17 protein-coding genes are annotated in these 14,742 nt (G+C 67.9%); 14 read left to right on the plus strand and 3 right to left on the minus strand.

Annotated features, from left to right (window positions below; translation table 11 throughout):
* The first annotated feature begins 7 nt into the window (after positions 1–7).
* The gene (locus tag AC07PT_RS09945) at positions 8–1,081 is read left to right on the plus strand and encodes an ABC transporter ATP-binding protein (protein WP_494656587.1); all 1,074 of its coding nucleotides are present in this window, start codon (positions 8–10) and stop codon (positions 1,079–1,081) included.
* Between the two features lies 1 nt (position 1,082).
* Positions 1,083–1,493, plus strand: a complete 411-nt coding sequence (gloA2, locus tag AC07PT_RS09950) for an SMU1112c/YaeR family gloxylase I-like metalloprotein (protein WP_494656588.1) — start codon at positions 1,083–1,085, stop codon at positions 1,491–1,493.
* Positions 1,494–1,583: 90 nt separating this feature from the next.
* Here the strand turns inward: gloA2 and groL are convergent, their stop codons facing one another.
* Entirely contained in the window at positions 1,584–3,224 is a 1,641-nt protein-coding gene (gene groL, locus AC07PT_RS09955; protein ID WP_492347346.1) for a chaperonin GroEL, read from the minus strand.
* Positions 3,225–3,274: 50 nt separating this feature from the next.
* A complete protein-coding gene (locus AC07PT_RS09960; RefSeq protein WP_019576489.1) occupies positions 3,275–3,565 on the minus strand; it encodes a co-chaperone GroES in 291 nt (96 codons plus the stop codon).
* Positions 3,566–3,845: 280 nt separating this feature from the next.
* Between AC07PT_RS09960 and AC07PT_RS09965 the strand changes: the two genes are divergently transcribed.
* Entirely contained in the window at positions 3,846–4,061 is a 216-nt protein-coding gene (locus AC07PT_RS09965) for an antitoxin MazE family protein (RefSeq protein ID WP_494656589.1), read from the plus strand.
* A 134-nt stretch (positions 4,062–4,195) separates the two neighbouring features.
* Here AC07PT_RS09965 and AC07PT_RS09970 read toward each other — a convergent pair whose 3' ends face one another.
* The gene (locus AC07PT_RS09970) at positions 4,196–5,389 is read right to left on the minus strand and encodes an MFS transporter (RefSeq protein ID WP_492347344.1); all 1,194 of its coding nucleotides are present in this window, start codon (positions 5,387–5,389) and stop codon (positions 4,196–4,198) included.
* A gap of 75 nt (positions 5,390–5,464) precedes the next feature.
* On the opposite strand from AC07PT_RS09970, the gene AC07PT_RS09975 reads away from it, so the two are divergent.
* From AC07PT_RS09975 to AC07PT_RS10025, 11 genes are all read left to right on the plus strand, one after another.
* Positions 5,465–6,046 (plus strand): TetR/AcrR family transcriptional regulator, encoded by a 582-nt coding sequence (locus AC07PT_RS09975; RefSeq protein ID WP_494656590.1) that lies wholly within the window; start codon positions 5,465–5,467, stop codon positions 6,044–6,046.
* A gap of 110 nt (positions 6,047–6,156) precedes the next feature.
* Positions 6,157–7,071: a LysR family transcriptional regulator gene (locus AC07PT_RS09980; protein ID WP_492347342.1), complete on the plus strand. Its 915-nt coding sequence runs from the start codon at positions 6,157–6,159 to the stop codon at positions 7,069–7,071.
* Between the two features lie 197 nt (positions 7,072–7,268).
* The gene (gene madL, locus AC07PT_RS09985) at positions 7,269–7,682 is read left to right on the plus strand and encodes a malonate transporter subunit MadL (RefSeq protein ID WP_494656591.1); all 414 of its coding nucleotides are present in this window, start codon (positions 7,269–7,271) and stop codon (positions 7,680–7,682) included.
* A 4-nt stretch (positions 7,683–7,686) separates the two neighbouring features.
* A complete protein-coding gene (madM, locus tag AC07PT_RS09990) occupies positions 7,687–8,451 on the plus strand; it encodes a malonate transporter subunit MadM (RefSeq protein WP_492347340.1) in 765 nt (254 codons plus the stop codon).
* Between the two features lie 9 nt (positions 8,452–8,460).
* A complete protein-coding gene (mdcA, locus tag AC07PT_RS09995) occupies positions 8,461–10,131 on the plus strand; it encodes a malonate decarboxylase subunit alpha (protein ID WP_492347339.1) in 1,671 nt (556 codons plus the stop codon).
* 31 nt (positions 10,132–10,162) lie between these two features.
* A complete protein-coding gene (mdcC, locus tag AC07PT_RS10000) occupies positions 10,163–10,519 on the plus strand; it encodes a malonate decarboxylase acyl carrier protein (RefSeq protein ID WP_494656592.1) in 357 nt (118 codons plus the stop codon).
* Complete coding sequence (locus AC07PT_RS10005; RefSeq protein ID WP_494656593.1) at positions 10,516–11,424, plus strand: biotin-independent malonate decarboxylase subunit beta; 909 nt, start codon at positions 10,516–10,518, stop codon at positions 11,422–11,424. Before mdcC ends, AC07PT_RS10005 begins: the two co-directional genes overlap by 4 nt.
* Positions 11,421–12,119 (plus strand): biotin-independent malonate decarboxylase subunit gamma, encoded by a 699-nt coding sequence (mdcE, locus tag AC07PT_RS10010; RefSeq protein ID WP_494656594.1) that lies wholly within the window; start codon positions 11,421–11,423, stop codon positions 12,117–12,119. Before AC07PT_RS10005 ends, mdcE begins: the two co-directional genes overlap by 4 nt.
* A gap of 19 nt (positions 12,120–12,138) precedes the next feature.
* On the plus strand, positions 12,139–12,819 hold the full coding sequence (gene mdcG, locus AC07PT_RS10015; protein WP_492347335.1) for a malonate decarboxylase holo-[acyl-carrier-protein] synthase: 681 nt from the start codon (positions 12,139–12,141) through the stop codon (positions 12,817–12,819).
* Between the two features lie 4 nt (positions 12,820–12,823).
* The gene (gene mdcB, locus AC07PT_RS10020; protein WP_494656595.1) at positions 12,824–13,747 is read left to right on the plus strand and encodes a triphosphoribosyl-dephospho-CoA synthase MdcB; all 924 of its coding nucleotides are present in this window, start codon (positions 12,824–12,826) and stop codon (positions 13,745–13,747) included.
* On the plus strand, positions 13,744–14,655 hold the full coding sequence (locus AC07PT_RS10025) for an ACP S-malonyltransferase (protein ID WP_494656596.1): 912 nt from the start codon (positions 13,744–13,746) through the stop codon (positions 14,653–14,655). Before mdcB ends, AC07PT_RS10025 begins: the two co-directional genes overlap by 4 nt.
* Positions 14,656–14,742 lie beyond the last annotated feature (87 nt).

A 14,742-nucleotide genomic window follows, 5' to 3' on the forward strand; every position in this document is an offset into this window, starting at 1 on the left:
AAGGCAAATGGCTTCATCGTTGCAAATTTCGGGCATCAACAAGCGCTACGGTCGTGGCGACAACAGTGTCGAGGTGCTCAAGCGCATCGACATCCATGTCGAGCCCGGCGAGTTCCTGATCCTGGTGGGCCCCTCGGGCTGTGGCAAATCCACCCTGCTCAACATCATTGCCGGGCTGGACGACCCCAGCGAAGGCGAGATCCGCATCGGCGACCGCAACGTGGTGGGCATGCCCCCGCGCGACCGCGACATCGCCATGGTGTTCCAGAGCTATGCGCTCTACCCCACGCTCAGCGTGGCCGACAACATCGGCTTTGCCCTGGAAATGCGCAAGATCCCCAAGGCCGAGCGTCAGGCCCGCATTGCCCAGGTGGCCGCCATGCTGCAGATCGAACACCTGCTGGACCGCCGGCCCAGCCAGCTCTCGGGCGGGCAGCGCCAGCGCGTGGCCATGGGGCGTGCCCTGGCCCGGCAGCCCCAGTTGTTCCTGTTTGACGAACCCCTGTCCAACCTGGACGCCAAGCTGCGCGTCGAAATGCGGGCCGAGATCAAGCGCCTGCATCAGACCAGCGGCATCACCAGCGTCTACGTCACCCACGATCAGGTCGAGGCCATGACGCTGGGCTCGCGCATCGCGGTGATGAAGGGTGGCGTGGTGCAGCAACTGGGCACCCCCGACGAGATCTACAACCACCCGGCCAACACCTATGTGGCCACCTTCATCGGCTCGCCCACCATGAACCTGGTGCGCGGCAGGCAACACGGTGGCAGTTTCGAGATGCTGGGCCAGTCGCTGTCCCTGGCAGGCCCCGCTGAGGCTGCGCTTGCCGGGCAGGAGCTGCTGCTGGGCGTGCGGCCCGAGCACCTGCTGCTGGACGACGCCTCGCCCTGGCGTGGTGAGGTCAGCGTGGTCGAGCCCACCGGCCCCGACACCTATGTGGTGGTCGACACCTCGTCGGGTACCCTGACCCTGCGCACCGGCGCCCAGACCCGGGTGCGCCCGGGCGATCGCGTGGGCATCTCGGTGGCGCCCGGCCACGCCCACTGGTTTGATGGGGCCAGCGAAATGCGTCGGGCCTGACATGGGGCCCGATCCGACGGTGCCCCCGCTGCTGGGCCCGCACCACATCGCGCTGATCTGCAGCGATGTGCGGCGGTCACGCGACTTCTACACCCGGGTGCTGGGCCTGCCCGTGCTGCACGAGCAGTACCGGGCCGAGCGCCAGTCGCACAAGATCGACCTGGCCCTGCCCGATGGCACCCAACTGGAGCTGTTCTCGTTTCCCTCACCGCCGGCGCGGCCTTCGCGGCCCGAAGCCTGTGGCCTGCGCCACCTGGCCTTGCGCGTGGCCGACCTGGCCGCCTGGGTGGCCCATCTGCAGGCCCAGGGCGTGCCGGTCGAGCCGCTGCGCACCGACGAAGTGACGGGTGCCACCTTCACCTTTTTCGCCGACCCCGACGGCCTGCCGATCGAGTTGGTGCAGCCGGTCTGATCATCGGAACAAGCCTGATCGATCAGGCACAAAAAAAGGGCCGCATCGCTGCGGCCCTTTTTGTTTGGAGCTGGAAGGCTCAGGCAGGCATTACATGCCCATGTCGCCCATGCCGCCCATGCCGCCCGGCATGGCCGGAGCTGCGGACTCGTCCTTCGGAGCTTCGGCCACCATGCACTCGGTGGTCAACAGCAGCGAAGCCACCGATGCGGCGTTTTGCAGCGCGGTGCGGGTCACCTTGGTCGGATCCAGGATACCCATTTCGATCATGTCGCCATAGGTGTCGTTGGCAGCATTGAAGCCGTAGTTGCCCTTGCCATTCAGCACGGCGTTCACGACCACGCTCGGCTCGCCGCCGGCGTTGTACACGATTTCGCGCAGGGGGGCTTCGATGGCCTTCAGGATCAGCTTGATGCCGGCGTCTTGATCGGCGTTGTCGCCCTTGATCTCGCCAGCAGCTTGCTTGGCGCGCAGCAGAGCCACGCCACCACCGGCCACGATGCCTTCTTCCACAGCAGCGCGGGTGGCGTGCAGGGCGTCTTCAACGCGGGCCTTCTTTTCCTTCATTTCGACTTCGGTGGCAGCACCCACCTTGATCACGGCCACGCCGCCGGCCAGCTTGGCCACGCGTTCTTGCAGCTTTTCGCGGTCGTAGTCGCTGGTGGCTTCTTCGATCTGCACGCGGATTTGCTTCACGCGGGCTTCGATGTCAGCAGCAGCGCCGGCGCCGTCGATGATGGTGGTGTTTTCCTTGCCCACTTCGATGCGCTTGGCTTGGCCCAGGTCAGCCAGGGTCACCTTTTCGAGCGACAGGCCAACTTCTTCAGCGATGACCTTGCCGCCGGTCAGGATGGCGATGTCTTCCAGCATGGCCTTGCGACGGTCGCCGAAGCCAGGAGCCTTCACGGCCACCACCTTCAGGATGCCACGGATGGTGTTCACCACCAGGGTCGCCAGGGCTTCGCCATCGACTTCTTCAGCGATGATCAGCAGCGGACGGCCCGACTTGGCCACTTGCTCCAGGGTCGGCAGCAGGTCGCGGATGTTGCTGATCTTCTTGTCGAACAGCAGCACGAAGGGGTTGTCCAGCAAAGCGGCTTGCTTTTCCGGGTTGTTGATGAAGTAGGGCGACAGGTAGCCGCGGTCGAACTGCATGCCTTCAACGACGTCGAGTTCGTTGTTCAGCGACTTGCCGTCTTCCACGGTGATCACGCCTTCCTTGCCGACCTTGTCCATCGCGTCAGCGATGATCTGGCCGATGGACGAATCGCTGTTGGCCGAGATCGAGCCGACTTGAGCGATTTCCTTGGAGGTGGTGGTGGCCTTGGTGGCCTTCTTCAGCTCTTCGACCAGGGCTGCAACAGCCTTGTCGATACCGCGCTTCAGGTCCATCGGGTTCAGGCCGGCGGCCACGTACTTGGAGCCTTCGCGCACGATGGCTTGGGCCAGCACGGTGGCGGTGGTGGTGCCGTCACCAGCGTTGTCGCTGGTCTTGGAGGCCACTTCCTTCACGAGCTGGGCGCCCATGTTCTGCAGCTTGTCCTTGAGTTCGATTTCCTTGGCCACGGACACACCGTCCTTGGTCACGGTCGGGGCGCCGAACGAGCGTTCCAGCACCACGTTGCGGCCCTTGGGGCCCAGGGTCACTTTGACTGCGTTGGCCAGGATGTTCACACCCTCGACCATGCGAGCGCGGGCTTCACCGCCGAAGACGACGTCTTTTGCTGCCATGTTGTTTTCTCCGAATTCAGTAAATGGATTGAGCGGGGATCAGGTAGAAATTACTTTTCGACGACGGCGAAAAGATCTTCTTCCTTCATGACCAGCAACTCATCGCCGCCGACCTTGACGGTCTGGCCGCTGTACTTGCCGAACAGAACGCGATCGCCAACCTTGACGGCCATGGCGCCCAGTTCACCCTTGTCGTTCTTCTTGCCGGGGCCGACGGCCAGCACTTCGCCTTGATCAGGCTTTTCAGCGGCGTTGTCGGGGATCACGATGCCGGAGGCAGTCTTGGTTTCGTTTTCCAGGCGCTTGACGATCACGCGATCGTGCAGAGGACGAAGGTTCATTGCATCTCCTGAGAGCAAAAAGGGGTTTCACAATCGACCGGTGCACCGCCCACGGCGGGCACCATCAACTCAGCGAGCGGCCAGTGCTGTCAACACTCGGCTGTTAGCACTCAACCGCTTCGAGTGCTAATCATAAGGGCTTTTGCTTGGCTTTCAAGAGGGGCAGATGTCGGGATTCCGCGGGTTCGGTACTTTTCTCATTCAATTCTGAATTCACCAGAATGCGGCATGGTTTCATGCTGGGCAACATGTAACCGTTCATGCAAGCAACGGAGGCACCATGCCGTCGATTCAAGAATCCAAGGTCGCACGGCATCGTGAGCGGATGCGTGCGGCGGGGCTGCGGCCCGTCCAGTTCTGGGTGCCCGACACGCGCTCACCTGGGTTCGCGGAGCAAGTGAGCAAGCAGTGCAAGAGCCTGAATGGCGACCCGACAGAAAAGGAGTTTTTGCACTTCACGGAAGCGGCTGCAACGCATGTTGAGGGCTGGGAGTGATACATCGGGGCGACCTCGTGACGGTTTCATTGCAGGGCGACTTCGACAAACCCCGGCCGGCCTGGGTCACTCAATCAGACCTGCTCATGGACCTGGACAGCATCGTGCTGAATCGCCCTGGGTTTGAACGGTCCCTACGACCTGGCCATGAGCGCCCCCGCGATCACACACAAGGCCAGCAGCGACAGGCCAAAGCCCAGCGCAGCGGTGGCCAGTCCGAACAGGCCCACGGCCAGGCCGGCCAGCACGGCCGGCACGCTGAAGGCCAGGTAGCTCAGCGAGAAAAAGCCAGCCATCAGGGCGCCGCGCTCCTCGGGCTGCGCCAGGCTCACCAGGCTGCGCACCGAGCCATTGAAGGCCGCGCCAAAACCCAGGCCGGCCACCACGGTGCCGCCAAACAGGGCCGCGCCGCTGGGCAGCACCATGCCGATCAGTGTGATTGCCAGCCCCAGGCCCAAGGCCACCGTCCCGCCCAGCAGGGCGGTGTGGGCCGGTTTTTGGCGCACCCCCAAGATGGCCACGGCGCCGGTCAGCACCAGGCAGGTGATCAGCGCACCCCCCACAAGGGGTTGAGGGCTACCGGTCACCAGGCGGGCCAGGCTGGGGCCCAGCGACAGGTAGAAGCCTCCCAGGGCCCATTGGGCGGTATTGACCGGCAGGATGCGCAGCAGGGTCGGGCGCGCGGCGGCGGGCAGGGCGATGCGGGGCCACAGCGTGCGCCAGGGCATGCGGCGGCGCGCCACCGTCTCGGGCAGGCCCAGCGCGGCCAGGGTTTGCAGCGCAAACAGGCCCATCAGGCACTCAAACACCAGCTTCGTGGGGGCCGGCGCAAACTGCACCAGCACGCTGCTGCCCAGTGAACCCAGGGCCATGCCGACCATGGGCGCCACGCTGTTGAGCAGGGCGCCGCGGTCGCGGTCCAGGTCGATCAAGGCGGCACTCAGCGTGCTGGTGGCGATGCCCGTGGCCAGCCCTTGCAGGACACGGGCGGCCAGCAGCCAGGCGACCGAGTCGGCGCACCAGAACAGCGCGGTGGCCCCCATTTCAAGCACCAGGGCCCCGATCAGCACGGCGCGCCGGCCGCGGTAGTCCGACCAACTGCCCAGCACCAGCAGGGCGCCCAGCAGGGCCACAGCGTAGCTGGCAAAGACCAGTGTCAGGGTCAGGGCCGAAAACCCCCAGGCCTCGCGGTACAGCGCATACAGCGGGGACGGGGCGCTGGAGGCCGCCAGAAAGCTCACGACGATGGAGGCCAGCAGGCCCAGGGCTGTCTGCGGGCGCCAGTGGCGAGCTGGGGCGCGGGGGGGAGGGGCGGGGCGAATGGCCATGGTGCTCTTTAAAGCAAATTATTTGCGTTAGTGCATTAGATCACTAACGCATATTTTTTGCTTTAGCATCGTGACATGAACCCCAAAGCTGGTCTCCGCCCTGGCGGTCGCAGTGCCCGCGTGCAGGCGGCCGTGCACCAGGCCGTGCGCGATCTGATCGTCGAGCAAGGGCGATCGGCCCTGACCGTGCCCCTGATCGCAGCGCGCGCCGGCGTCACCCCCTCCACCCTCTATCGCCGCTGGGGCGAGTTGGGTGACCTGCTGGCGGATGTCGCGCTGGACCGTTGGCGCGCCGAGACCGAGCCCGCCGAAACCGGCAGCCTGCTGGGTGACCTGCTGGCCTGGGCCGAGCAGTACCTCGAAGAGATGAGTTCCGAGCCCGGTCGGGTCATGATGAGGGACGTACTGGCAGGCCCCTCGCGCGCGACCCCTGTCTCTTCCACCCCCTCCAGTCAATGCGCGGCTTACCTGCAAAGCCAGCTGGACTTGATTCTTCAGCGGTGGCCATCACCAGGCCAGGTGCTGCCCACCGCGCAAGCCCTGATGGACGGCGTGGTGGCGCCCATCATCTTTCGGGTCTTGTTCGGCCCCGAGCCACCCACCGCTGCGCAGTTGAGGGCCTGGGTGCAGGCCTGCCTGGACCACGCCCAGCGATGAGCACGGCGTCATCCGTCGTTGCCTCCGGGCTGGTCCGGCAGCAGCAGGGGCGGCTGCCCCTGGCCCAGGCACTACCATTGCGCCCATTCACCACGAACCGCCCGAGCACCATGCGTCTCCATGTCGATGAGGAAATCACCTTTCGCAAGCTCGAGGTGCTGTTGGCCTTCATGGAGACCGGCAACCTCACGCGTGCGGCCGAGTTGCTGGACGTCAGCACGGTCAGTGTGCACCGCGCGCTGCATTCGCTGGAGGAGGGGTTGCGCTGCAGCCTGTTCCGGCTGGAGGGCCGCAACCTGCACCCCACCGAGGCGGCCTACGCCCTGGCCGAGGTGGCGCGCGATGTGCTGCGGCGCATGAGCGAGGGCATCAACACCACCCGCAACGTGGCCGGCTACTCGGCCAGCCGCATCCGCATCGGCTCGCTTTACTCGCTCACCGTCAAGACCGTGCCCGAGGTGATCATCGCGCTCAAGGTGCGCAAGGCCGAGCTGATGGCGGAACTGGTGCTGGGCTCCAATGACGACCTGCTGCAGAAGCTGCGCGACGGCGCCATCGATGCCGCCTTGATGGCCCTGCCTCAGGCCGCGCCCGATATCGAGTCCGAGCCTTTGTTTGAAGATGACATCTATTTCGCAGCGCCGGTGGGTTCACGCTACGAATCCCTTGCCGAGGTGGACCTGAGCCAGTGTGCCGACGAACGCTTTGTCAGCCTGGGAGAGGGCTTTGCCACCTACAACGGCTTTCTGCAGTCGTTCAGCGTCGCTGGCTTCACGCCCCATGTGGTGATGCAGACCGGCGACATCTTCTCGCTCATGAACCTGGTCTGCGGCGGCCTGGGGTGCACGCTGCTGCCCGGCCGGGTGCGCGATGTGTTTCCTGACAAGGTGCGCTTCATTCCGCTGCAGCCCCGGTACCTGATGCGCCAGACCATCGCGCTCAACTTCCTGCGCACGCGTGAGCGCGATCCCAACCTGCTCGCCCTCTTGGCCGTCTGTCGCGGGGCCAAGGCCGCCCTGCGCTGAGCGCGACGGCCCAGGCGCACCTCATCGCCCCTCATCGGCCCTGCGCGGCCTCCCTGTGCGAGGGGCTGCGCCGTTCGTCATAACCGTTGCACGCCGTGAAAACGTTCGTGGCCGAGGTTAATTGATCCCACACGTCTGCCTTCCTACGATGCCAGTCCAGGGGATCACCCCGGCACATCACAACAACGGAGACAGACATGATCATTTTCGGAACCGCCCTGTTGGCGGCCTGCCACCTGCTCGGCATTTTCATCGGTGACCTGCTCGGGCAACTGCTCGGGGTCAAGACCAATGTCGGCGGGGTGGGCATCGCCATGCTGCTGCTGATGGCGGCCCGGCTTTACATGCTCAAGCACAACAAGCTGCCCAAGCTGACCGAACTGGGCGTGGAGTACTGGGGTGCCATGTACATCCCGGTGGTGGTGGCCATGGCGGCGCAGCAGGACATGGTCTCGGCCTTGCGCGGAGGCCCCGTGGCGGTGTTGTCGGCGATCGCGGCGGTGGCCGTGTGCGCGGTGGTGATCGCCCTGATCAACCGGGCCGAGGTGCTTGACCCGGAGGCGCCCGATGCGGCGCAGCTGCACAACCCGCTTGTGGCCGACCAGGAGTGACACCATGCTCGACATTCTCGAAAAAGCCGCGCTTCACAATGGCCTGGTCACCGCCTTTGCGGTGGTGGGTCTGATCGTTCTGCTGGCCGGGCAGATCTCCAAACACCTGACTTTCGGCCGCGTGCACGGCTCGGCCATCGCCATCGTCATCGGCCTGGGCCTGGCCTACTGGGGCGGCACCCAGACCGGTGGGCACAAGGGGCTGGCCGACCTGTCCTTGTTCGGCGGCATCGGCCTCATGGGCGGCGCCATGCTGCGCGACTTCGCCATCGTGGCCACGGCCTTTGAGGTGCAGCCGCTGGAGGCGCGCAAGGCCGGCCTGATCGGGGTCGTGGCCCTGCTGCTGGGTACCGTGCTGCCCTTCATCGTGGGGGCCGCCATTGCCTGGGGCTTCGGGTACTCGGATGCCGTGAGCATGACCACCATCGGTGCGGGTGCCGTCACCTACATCGTGGGGCCGGTCACCGGGGCCGCCATCGGCGCCAGTCCCGATGTGATGGCCCTCAGCATTGCCACCGGCCTGGTGAAGGCCATCCTCGTGATGGTCGGCACGCCCATGGCGGCGCGCTTTCTGCGCCTCAAGACACCGCGATCCGCCATGGTCTTCGGTGGCCTGGCCGGCACGGTCAGCGGCGTGTCCGCCGGGCTGGCCGCCACCGACCGCAAGCTGGTGCCCTATGGCGCACTGGTGGCCACCTTCCACACCGGCCTGGGCTGTCTGCTCGGCCCCTCGCTGCTGTTTTTTGCCACCAAAGCCCTCGTGGGCTGAGCCCTTGCCATGGAACACAAACACTGGAACACCCAACAAAGCAACCGTCGGTTGCGGCAGACCCGAGCGGCCGAGGCGCTGGGCCCGCAACTGCAGGGCAAGACCGTGGCGGCCCCCGCCATCGGCACCCTGCTGCATGCGGTCATCGAACCCGGTGACCGGGTCTGCCTGGAAGGCAACAACCAGAAGCAGGCCGACTTTCTGGCCCGGGCGCTGACCCAGCTCGACCCGGCCCGGGTGCACGACCTGCACATGGTGCAATCGGTGCTGGCCCTGCCCGAGCACCTGGACCTGTTCGAGAACGGCATCGCTTCGCGGCTCGATTTCTCCTTTTCGGGGCAGCAGGCCGGGCGACTGGCCAAGATGGTGTCGGCGGGCCAGTTGCGCATCGGGGCCATCCACACCTACCTGGAGCTGTTTGCGCGCTACTTTGTCGACCTCACGCCACGGGTCTCGCTGGTCTGCGCCCAGTCGGCCGATGCCCAGGGCAACCTCTACACCGGCCCCAACACCGAAGACACGCCCGCCATCGTCGAAGCCACCGCCTTTCGCCGTGGCATCGTCATCGCCCAGGTCAATGAGCTGGTGGACGCCGTGCCCCGGGTGGACATCCCGGGCGACTGGGTCGACTACGTGGTGCTGGCGCCCAAGCCCAATTTCATCGAGCCCCTGTTCACCCGCGACCCGGCTCAGATCAGCGAGATCCAGGTGCTGATGGCCATGATGGCCATCAAGGGCCTGTACGCCGAGTACGGCGTGCAGCGCCTCAACCACGGCATCGGTTTTGACACCGCGGCCATCGAGCTGCTGCTGCCCACCTATGGCGAGTCGTTGGGCCTCAAGGGCAAGATCTGCAGCCACTGGGCGCTCAACCCCCACCCGGCCCTGATCCCGGCCATCGAAGCCGGCTGGGTCCAGAGCGTGCACTCGTTTGGTTCCGAACTGGGCATGGAAGACTACATCCGCGCCCGCTCCGATGTGTTCTTCACCGGGCCGGATGGCAGCATGCGCAGCAACCGGGCCTTCAGCCAGGCGGCCGGCCACTATGCCTGCGACATGTTCATCGGCAGCACGCTGCAGATCGACCTCAACGGCCACAGCTCCACCGCCACCCTGGGCCGCATCTCGGGCTTTGGCGGCGCCCCCAACATGGGCGCCGATGCGCGGGGCCGACGCCATGTGTCGCCGGCCTGGCTCAAGGCGGGTGCCCAGGCCCGGCAGGGGCGGGGCGGCGTGGCCGCCATGCCGCGCGGCCAGAAGCTGGTGGTGCAGATTGTCGAAACCTTTCGCGAACACATGCAGCCGGCCTTTGTGGATCGGCTCGACGCCTGGCAACTGGCCGAGCAGGCCGGCATGGAGATCCCGCCCGTGATGATCTATGGCGACGATGTGACCCACATCCTCACCGAAGAGGGCATTGCCAACCTGCTGCTGTGCCGCAGCGACGAGGAGCGCGAGCAGGCCATCCGCGGCGTGGCGGGCTACACCCCCATCGGCCTGGGGCGGGACCGCCGCATGGTCGAGAACCTGCGCGACCGCGGCGTGATCCGGCGCGCCCAGGACCTGGGCATCGACCAGCGCGATGCCACGCGCAACCTGCTGGCGGCGCGCTCCATGCGCGACCTGGTGCGGGCCTCGGGCGGCCTCTACCAGCCACCCAAGCGCTTCCGCAACTGGTAATGCGAATCCCACTGCCAACAAGGTCAACACCATGAGCATTCCCCACGGGCTTGAAGCCCTCCATTTTTCGTTCACCGGCACGCAGCCCGCGGGCCGCTTTGCGCCCGTGCTGGTCGGCGTGGTCGGCTCGGGCAACCTCGAAGTGCTGATCGAGCCCCTGGCTGCCGGCGACGGCGCGGCCCCCGGCGCTGCCGGCGAATGCCGCCTCGAGGTCAGCACCTCGGCTCGCGGCTTCGCCCCGATCTGGCGTGCCGTAGCCGAAGACTTCCATGCCCGCCACCCCCTGGGCGGCGTGCGCATTTCCATCAACGACATGGGGGCCACGCCTGCCGTGGTCAACCTGCGGCTGGACCAGGCCGTGGCCCAGATGCGGAGCGCCCAGCCATGAGCCTTGCCAACCCCCTGCAGGCGAGCTTCGCCGAATCCACCGCCCGCGAGCGCGTGCTGCAATTGCTGGATGCGGGCAGCTTCACCGAGATCCTCGGCCCCTCGGCCCGCGTCATGAGCCCCCACCTGGGTCAGTTGGGCGTGCCCTCGTCGTTTGACGATGGCGTGATCGTGGGCGAAGGCCGGCTGGGCGGCCAGCCCGTGCTGGTGGCCGCCCAGGAGGGCGAGTTCATGGGCGGCGGCGTGGGCGAGGTGCATGGCGCCAAGCTCGTGGGCCTGTTCCAGCGCGCGCTGCGCCAGCGACCCGCTGCCGTGCTGGTGCTGGCCGAGTCGGGCGGGGTGCGCCTGCACGAAGCCAATGCCGGCCTGATTGCCGTGTCCGAAGTCATGCGTGCCCTGCTGGCCACGCGCTCAGCCGGCATCCCCACGCTGATGTTGATCGGGGGCGCCAATGGTTGCTTTGGCGGCATGGGCCTGGTGGCCCGCTGCGCCGACCACGTGCTGATGAGCGACGCCGCCCGCCTGTCCATGTCAGGCCCCGAGGTCATCGAGTCGTCGCATGGCGTGGAAGAGTTCGACGCCAAGGACCGAGCCGGGGTGTGGCGCACCACCGGCGGCAAGCACCGCTACCTGACCGGCGATTGCGATGAGCTGGTGGACGACAACATCGGTGCCTTCCGCGAAGCTGCGCTGCACCGGCTGGGCCAGTCCCGCCCCGTGACGCTGGAGGCGCTGGAACAAGAACACGCCTTGCTGGCCGCCCGCCTGGCCGAGCACGGTGACTGCGCCGATGCGGTGGACATCTGGCGCCGCCTGGGCATCACCGATGCGCCATCGGTGGTCAACCTCGATGCGGCCGAGCTGCGCGCCCTCAAACACCTTGCCCAAGAAGGAGCCCAGCCATGATCTGGACCGATCTGCTTCAAAGCCTGTTCGGGGCGCAGCACCAGGTGCGCCGCGAAGGCGAGCTGTTGCGCGGCACCGCCGAGCTCGACGGCCAGACCCTGGCCGTGGTCGGAACCACCGACCATGCTGCCATCGGCGTCGAGCTGGCCCTGGCCCAGGCCCGTGCGGTGCTCGACACCGTGCGCGACCACCCTGGCCGCCCCATCCTGCTGTTGGTCGACACCCAGGGCCAGCGCCTGCGCCGGCGTGACGAGTTGCTGGGCATCAATCGCTACATGGCCCACCTGGGCCTGTGCATCGAGCTGGCCCGCCAGCGCGGTCACCGCGTGATCGGGCTGGTGTACGACCAGGCGCTGTCGGGCGGCTTCATCACCTCGGGCCTGATCGCCGACGCCTGCTATGCCCTGCCCGAGGCCGAGATCCGCGTCATGCGCCTGCCGGCCATGGCGCGGGTGACCAAGATCGACGAGTCGCGCCTGGCGGCGCTGGCCGAGTCCAACCCCGTGTTTGCCCCCGGGGTCGAAAACTACGTGGCCATGGGCGGCGTGCAGGCCTTGTGGCGCGGTGATCTGGCGGCGCAGCTGCGCGCTGCGCTGGTCCAGGCCCCGACCACGGATGAGCGCGCCCGCGATGGGGCACAGCGCGGCGGCCGGCGGCTGGCCGCCGAGGTCGCCCGCCGCGTGGCGCAGGCCTGACCCCACGCAGGAGTCGGTCATGCTGCAAATCGAACGCAACAGCCTGGTCTGGCCCACGCCCGAGGGCTGGTCCACACTGCAGGCCCAGGCCTGCCCCGACCCGGTCGCCCAGGCGGTCGTCCAACACTGGCATGCGCAGCGCCTGCCCCTGGTGGTGGGGCGGCAGACCGGCCCGCTGTCCCAGGACGGGGTCACCCTGGGCCTGCCGGCGCCCGCCGAATGGGAGCGGCGCCGGCTCACCTTCACCTTGCCGGTCCGTCAACTGGCCTACAGCGGCCGCTTTCCGAGCCTGTCGGAGGCCACCTTGCGGCAACGCTGGCGACGCCGGGCGCAGGCCCTGGATCAGGCGCTGGGCCGCTGCCTGGATCACGCGGCGGGCGCGGTGCAGGTCTATGGCTCCTTTGGCTGGCAGAGCCTCACGGGCCTGCGCTACCTGCGCGAATCGTCCGACCTCGACCTGCGCCTGGCGGTGCCCGATCTCTCGGCCGCCGAGGCGGTGGTCCGCCTGCTGGCCACGGAGCGCCTGCCCTGCCGCATCGATGGCGAGCTGGTGTTTCCCAGCGGCTGGGCAGTGGCCTGGCGTGAGCTGGGCCAGTTGCTCGATGGCCAGGTACCCCAGGTGCTGGCCAAGCGGCTCGATGGCATTGCGTTGATCGGGCTCGACCCACTGCAGCTGCGGGCCGAGGCCCTGCCGGCCTGACGCCATGTCCTTGCTCGATTCTTCAAACCCATCGCTGGACGCTGCCGCCGCCCGGCTGGCCCGCGAGGCCGTGCGCGCCCTTTACGCCGAACTGGTGCTTGAGCCCAAGCCCGGCCTGGTCTCGCTGCGCGACAACGGCAGCCACCATGACATGGATGCCAGTCATTTTGTGCGCAGCCTGTTTGCTTTGCGCCACTACTTTGCCCACATGGTGCGCGCCGGCGCCCGCCACGCGGCCTTCGATGAACTGCAAGCCCTGGGCCTGCAGGCCGAGGCCCGCATGCTGCGCGCCACAGGCGGCGTCAACACCCACCGTGGGGCGGTGTTCTGCCTGGGCCTGCTGTGTGCCAGTGCGGGCTGGCGCGTGGCCCGGGGCCTGCCCCTCAGCAGCGAAGGCCTGCGAAGCACCCTGCGCCAGGCTTGGGGCACAGCCTTGCGTGAGCGCGCGGCCCAGGCGCGCCAGCGCCCCCCGGCCTCAAATGGCCAGCGTGCCGCCCGCGAGCACGGCCTGCGCAGCGCGGGCGACGAGGCCGCGCTGGGCTTTCCGGTGTTGTTCGAGCACAGCCTGCCGGCGCTGCGCCAGGCGTTGAGCCTGGGCTGGCCAGATCGCCGGGCCCGGGTGCAGGCCTTGTTCACCACCCTGGCGGTGCTGGACGACACCAACCTGGTCCACCGCGGCGGCCTCGAGGGCTTGCACTTTGCGCGCCAGCAGGCCCGTCGCTTTCTGGCGCAAGGGGGGGCGCAGGGGGCCGCCTGGCCTGAGCGGGCGCGGGCCCTCCATGCCGAGTTCGTGGCGCGCCGCCTCTCGCCCGGCGGCGCCGCCGACCTGTTGGGCGCCGCCTGCTGGCTGCAGGCCGTGACCACCTCCTGCCCGGTGCCCGCGCCGGTGCCCCGGGCCGTGCTGGCGGGCCTGGCGGGCTTGGTATGAGCTACGCCGTGCTGTTCCCCGGTCAGGGCAGCCAGCACCCCGACATGCTGCCCTGGCTGGAGGCTGAGCCCGCTGCCGCCGAGCCCTTGCGGGCCCTGGCGCAGCACCTGGGCCCCGATTGGCGCGCCCGGCTGGGCCAGCCCGAAGAACTGTCGCGCAACCGCTTTGCGCAGGTGCTGGTCACCGGGGTGTCGCTGGCCGCCTGGTCGGCCGTGGCCACTCACCTGGCCGAGGGGCCGGCCATCGTGGCCGGCTACAGCGTGGGTGAGCTGGCGGCCGTGGCCTGTGCCGGGGCTTTCGATCCGGGCACCGCGATCGACCTGGCTGCTCAGCGGGCCCGGGCCATGGATGCTGCTGCTGGCAGCGTGTCGGGTGGGCTGTTGTCGGTGTCGGGCCTGCACCAGGACCGCATCGCCCTGCAGCTGGCGGGGCAGGGCCTGGAGGTGGCCATCCGCATCGCGCCGGACCACCTCATCCTGGCGGGCGAGACGGCGCGGCTGCAGCAGGCCGAGGGGCTGCTGACGGCGGCGGGCGGGCACTGCAAGCCGCTGCCCATCCGCATCGCCTCGCATTCGTCGGCCATGCGGGCCGCTGCCGGGGCTTTTGCCCAGACCCTGGGCGGCACCGCCTGGCAAGCCCTGCGCTGCCCGGTCGCGGCCAATGCCACGGGCACGGCCTTGCGCCGGGTCGAGCAGATGCGGCCCGCCTTGAGCCAGCAGATCGACCACCCGGTGCTGTGGTCCGCCTGCCTGGAAGCCATCGCCGAGCGCCGGGTCGAGCGCGTGATCGAGATCGGCCCCGGCCGGGCCTTGAGCGCCATGTGGTCGCGCCAGCACCCCGACGTACCCGTGCGGGCGCTGGAGGATTTCCGCTCGCCGCAAAGCGCTGCCGCGTGGTTGGGTGCCTGACGCCGCTGCTGGCACGGCGGCCCGCCCCAGCGTGTCATACTGCCGGCGCCGCGGCCTTGTGCCCTGGCGGCCCCTGGTTTTCTCTTC

This window comes from Curvibacter sp. GW821-FHT09D12, assembly GCF_059416245.1.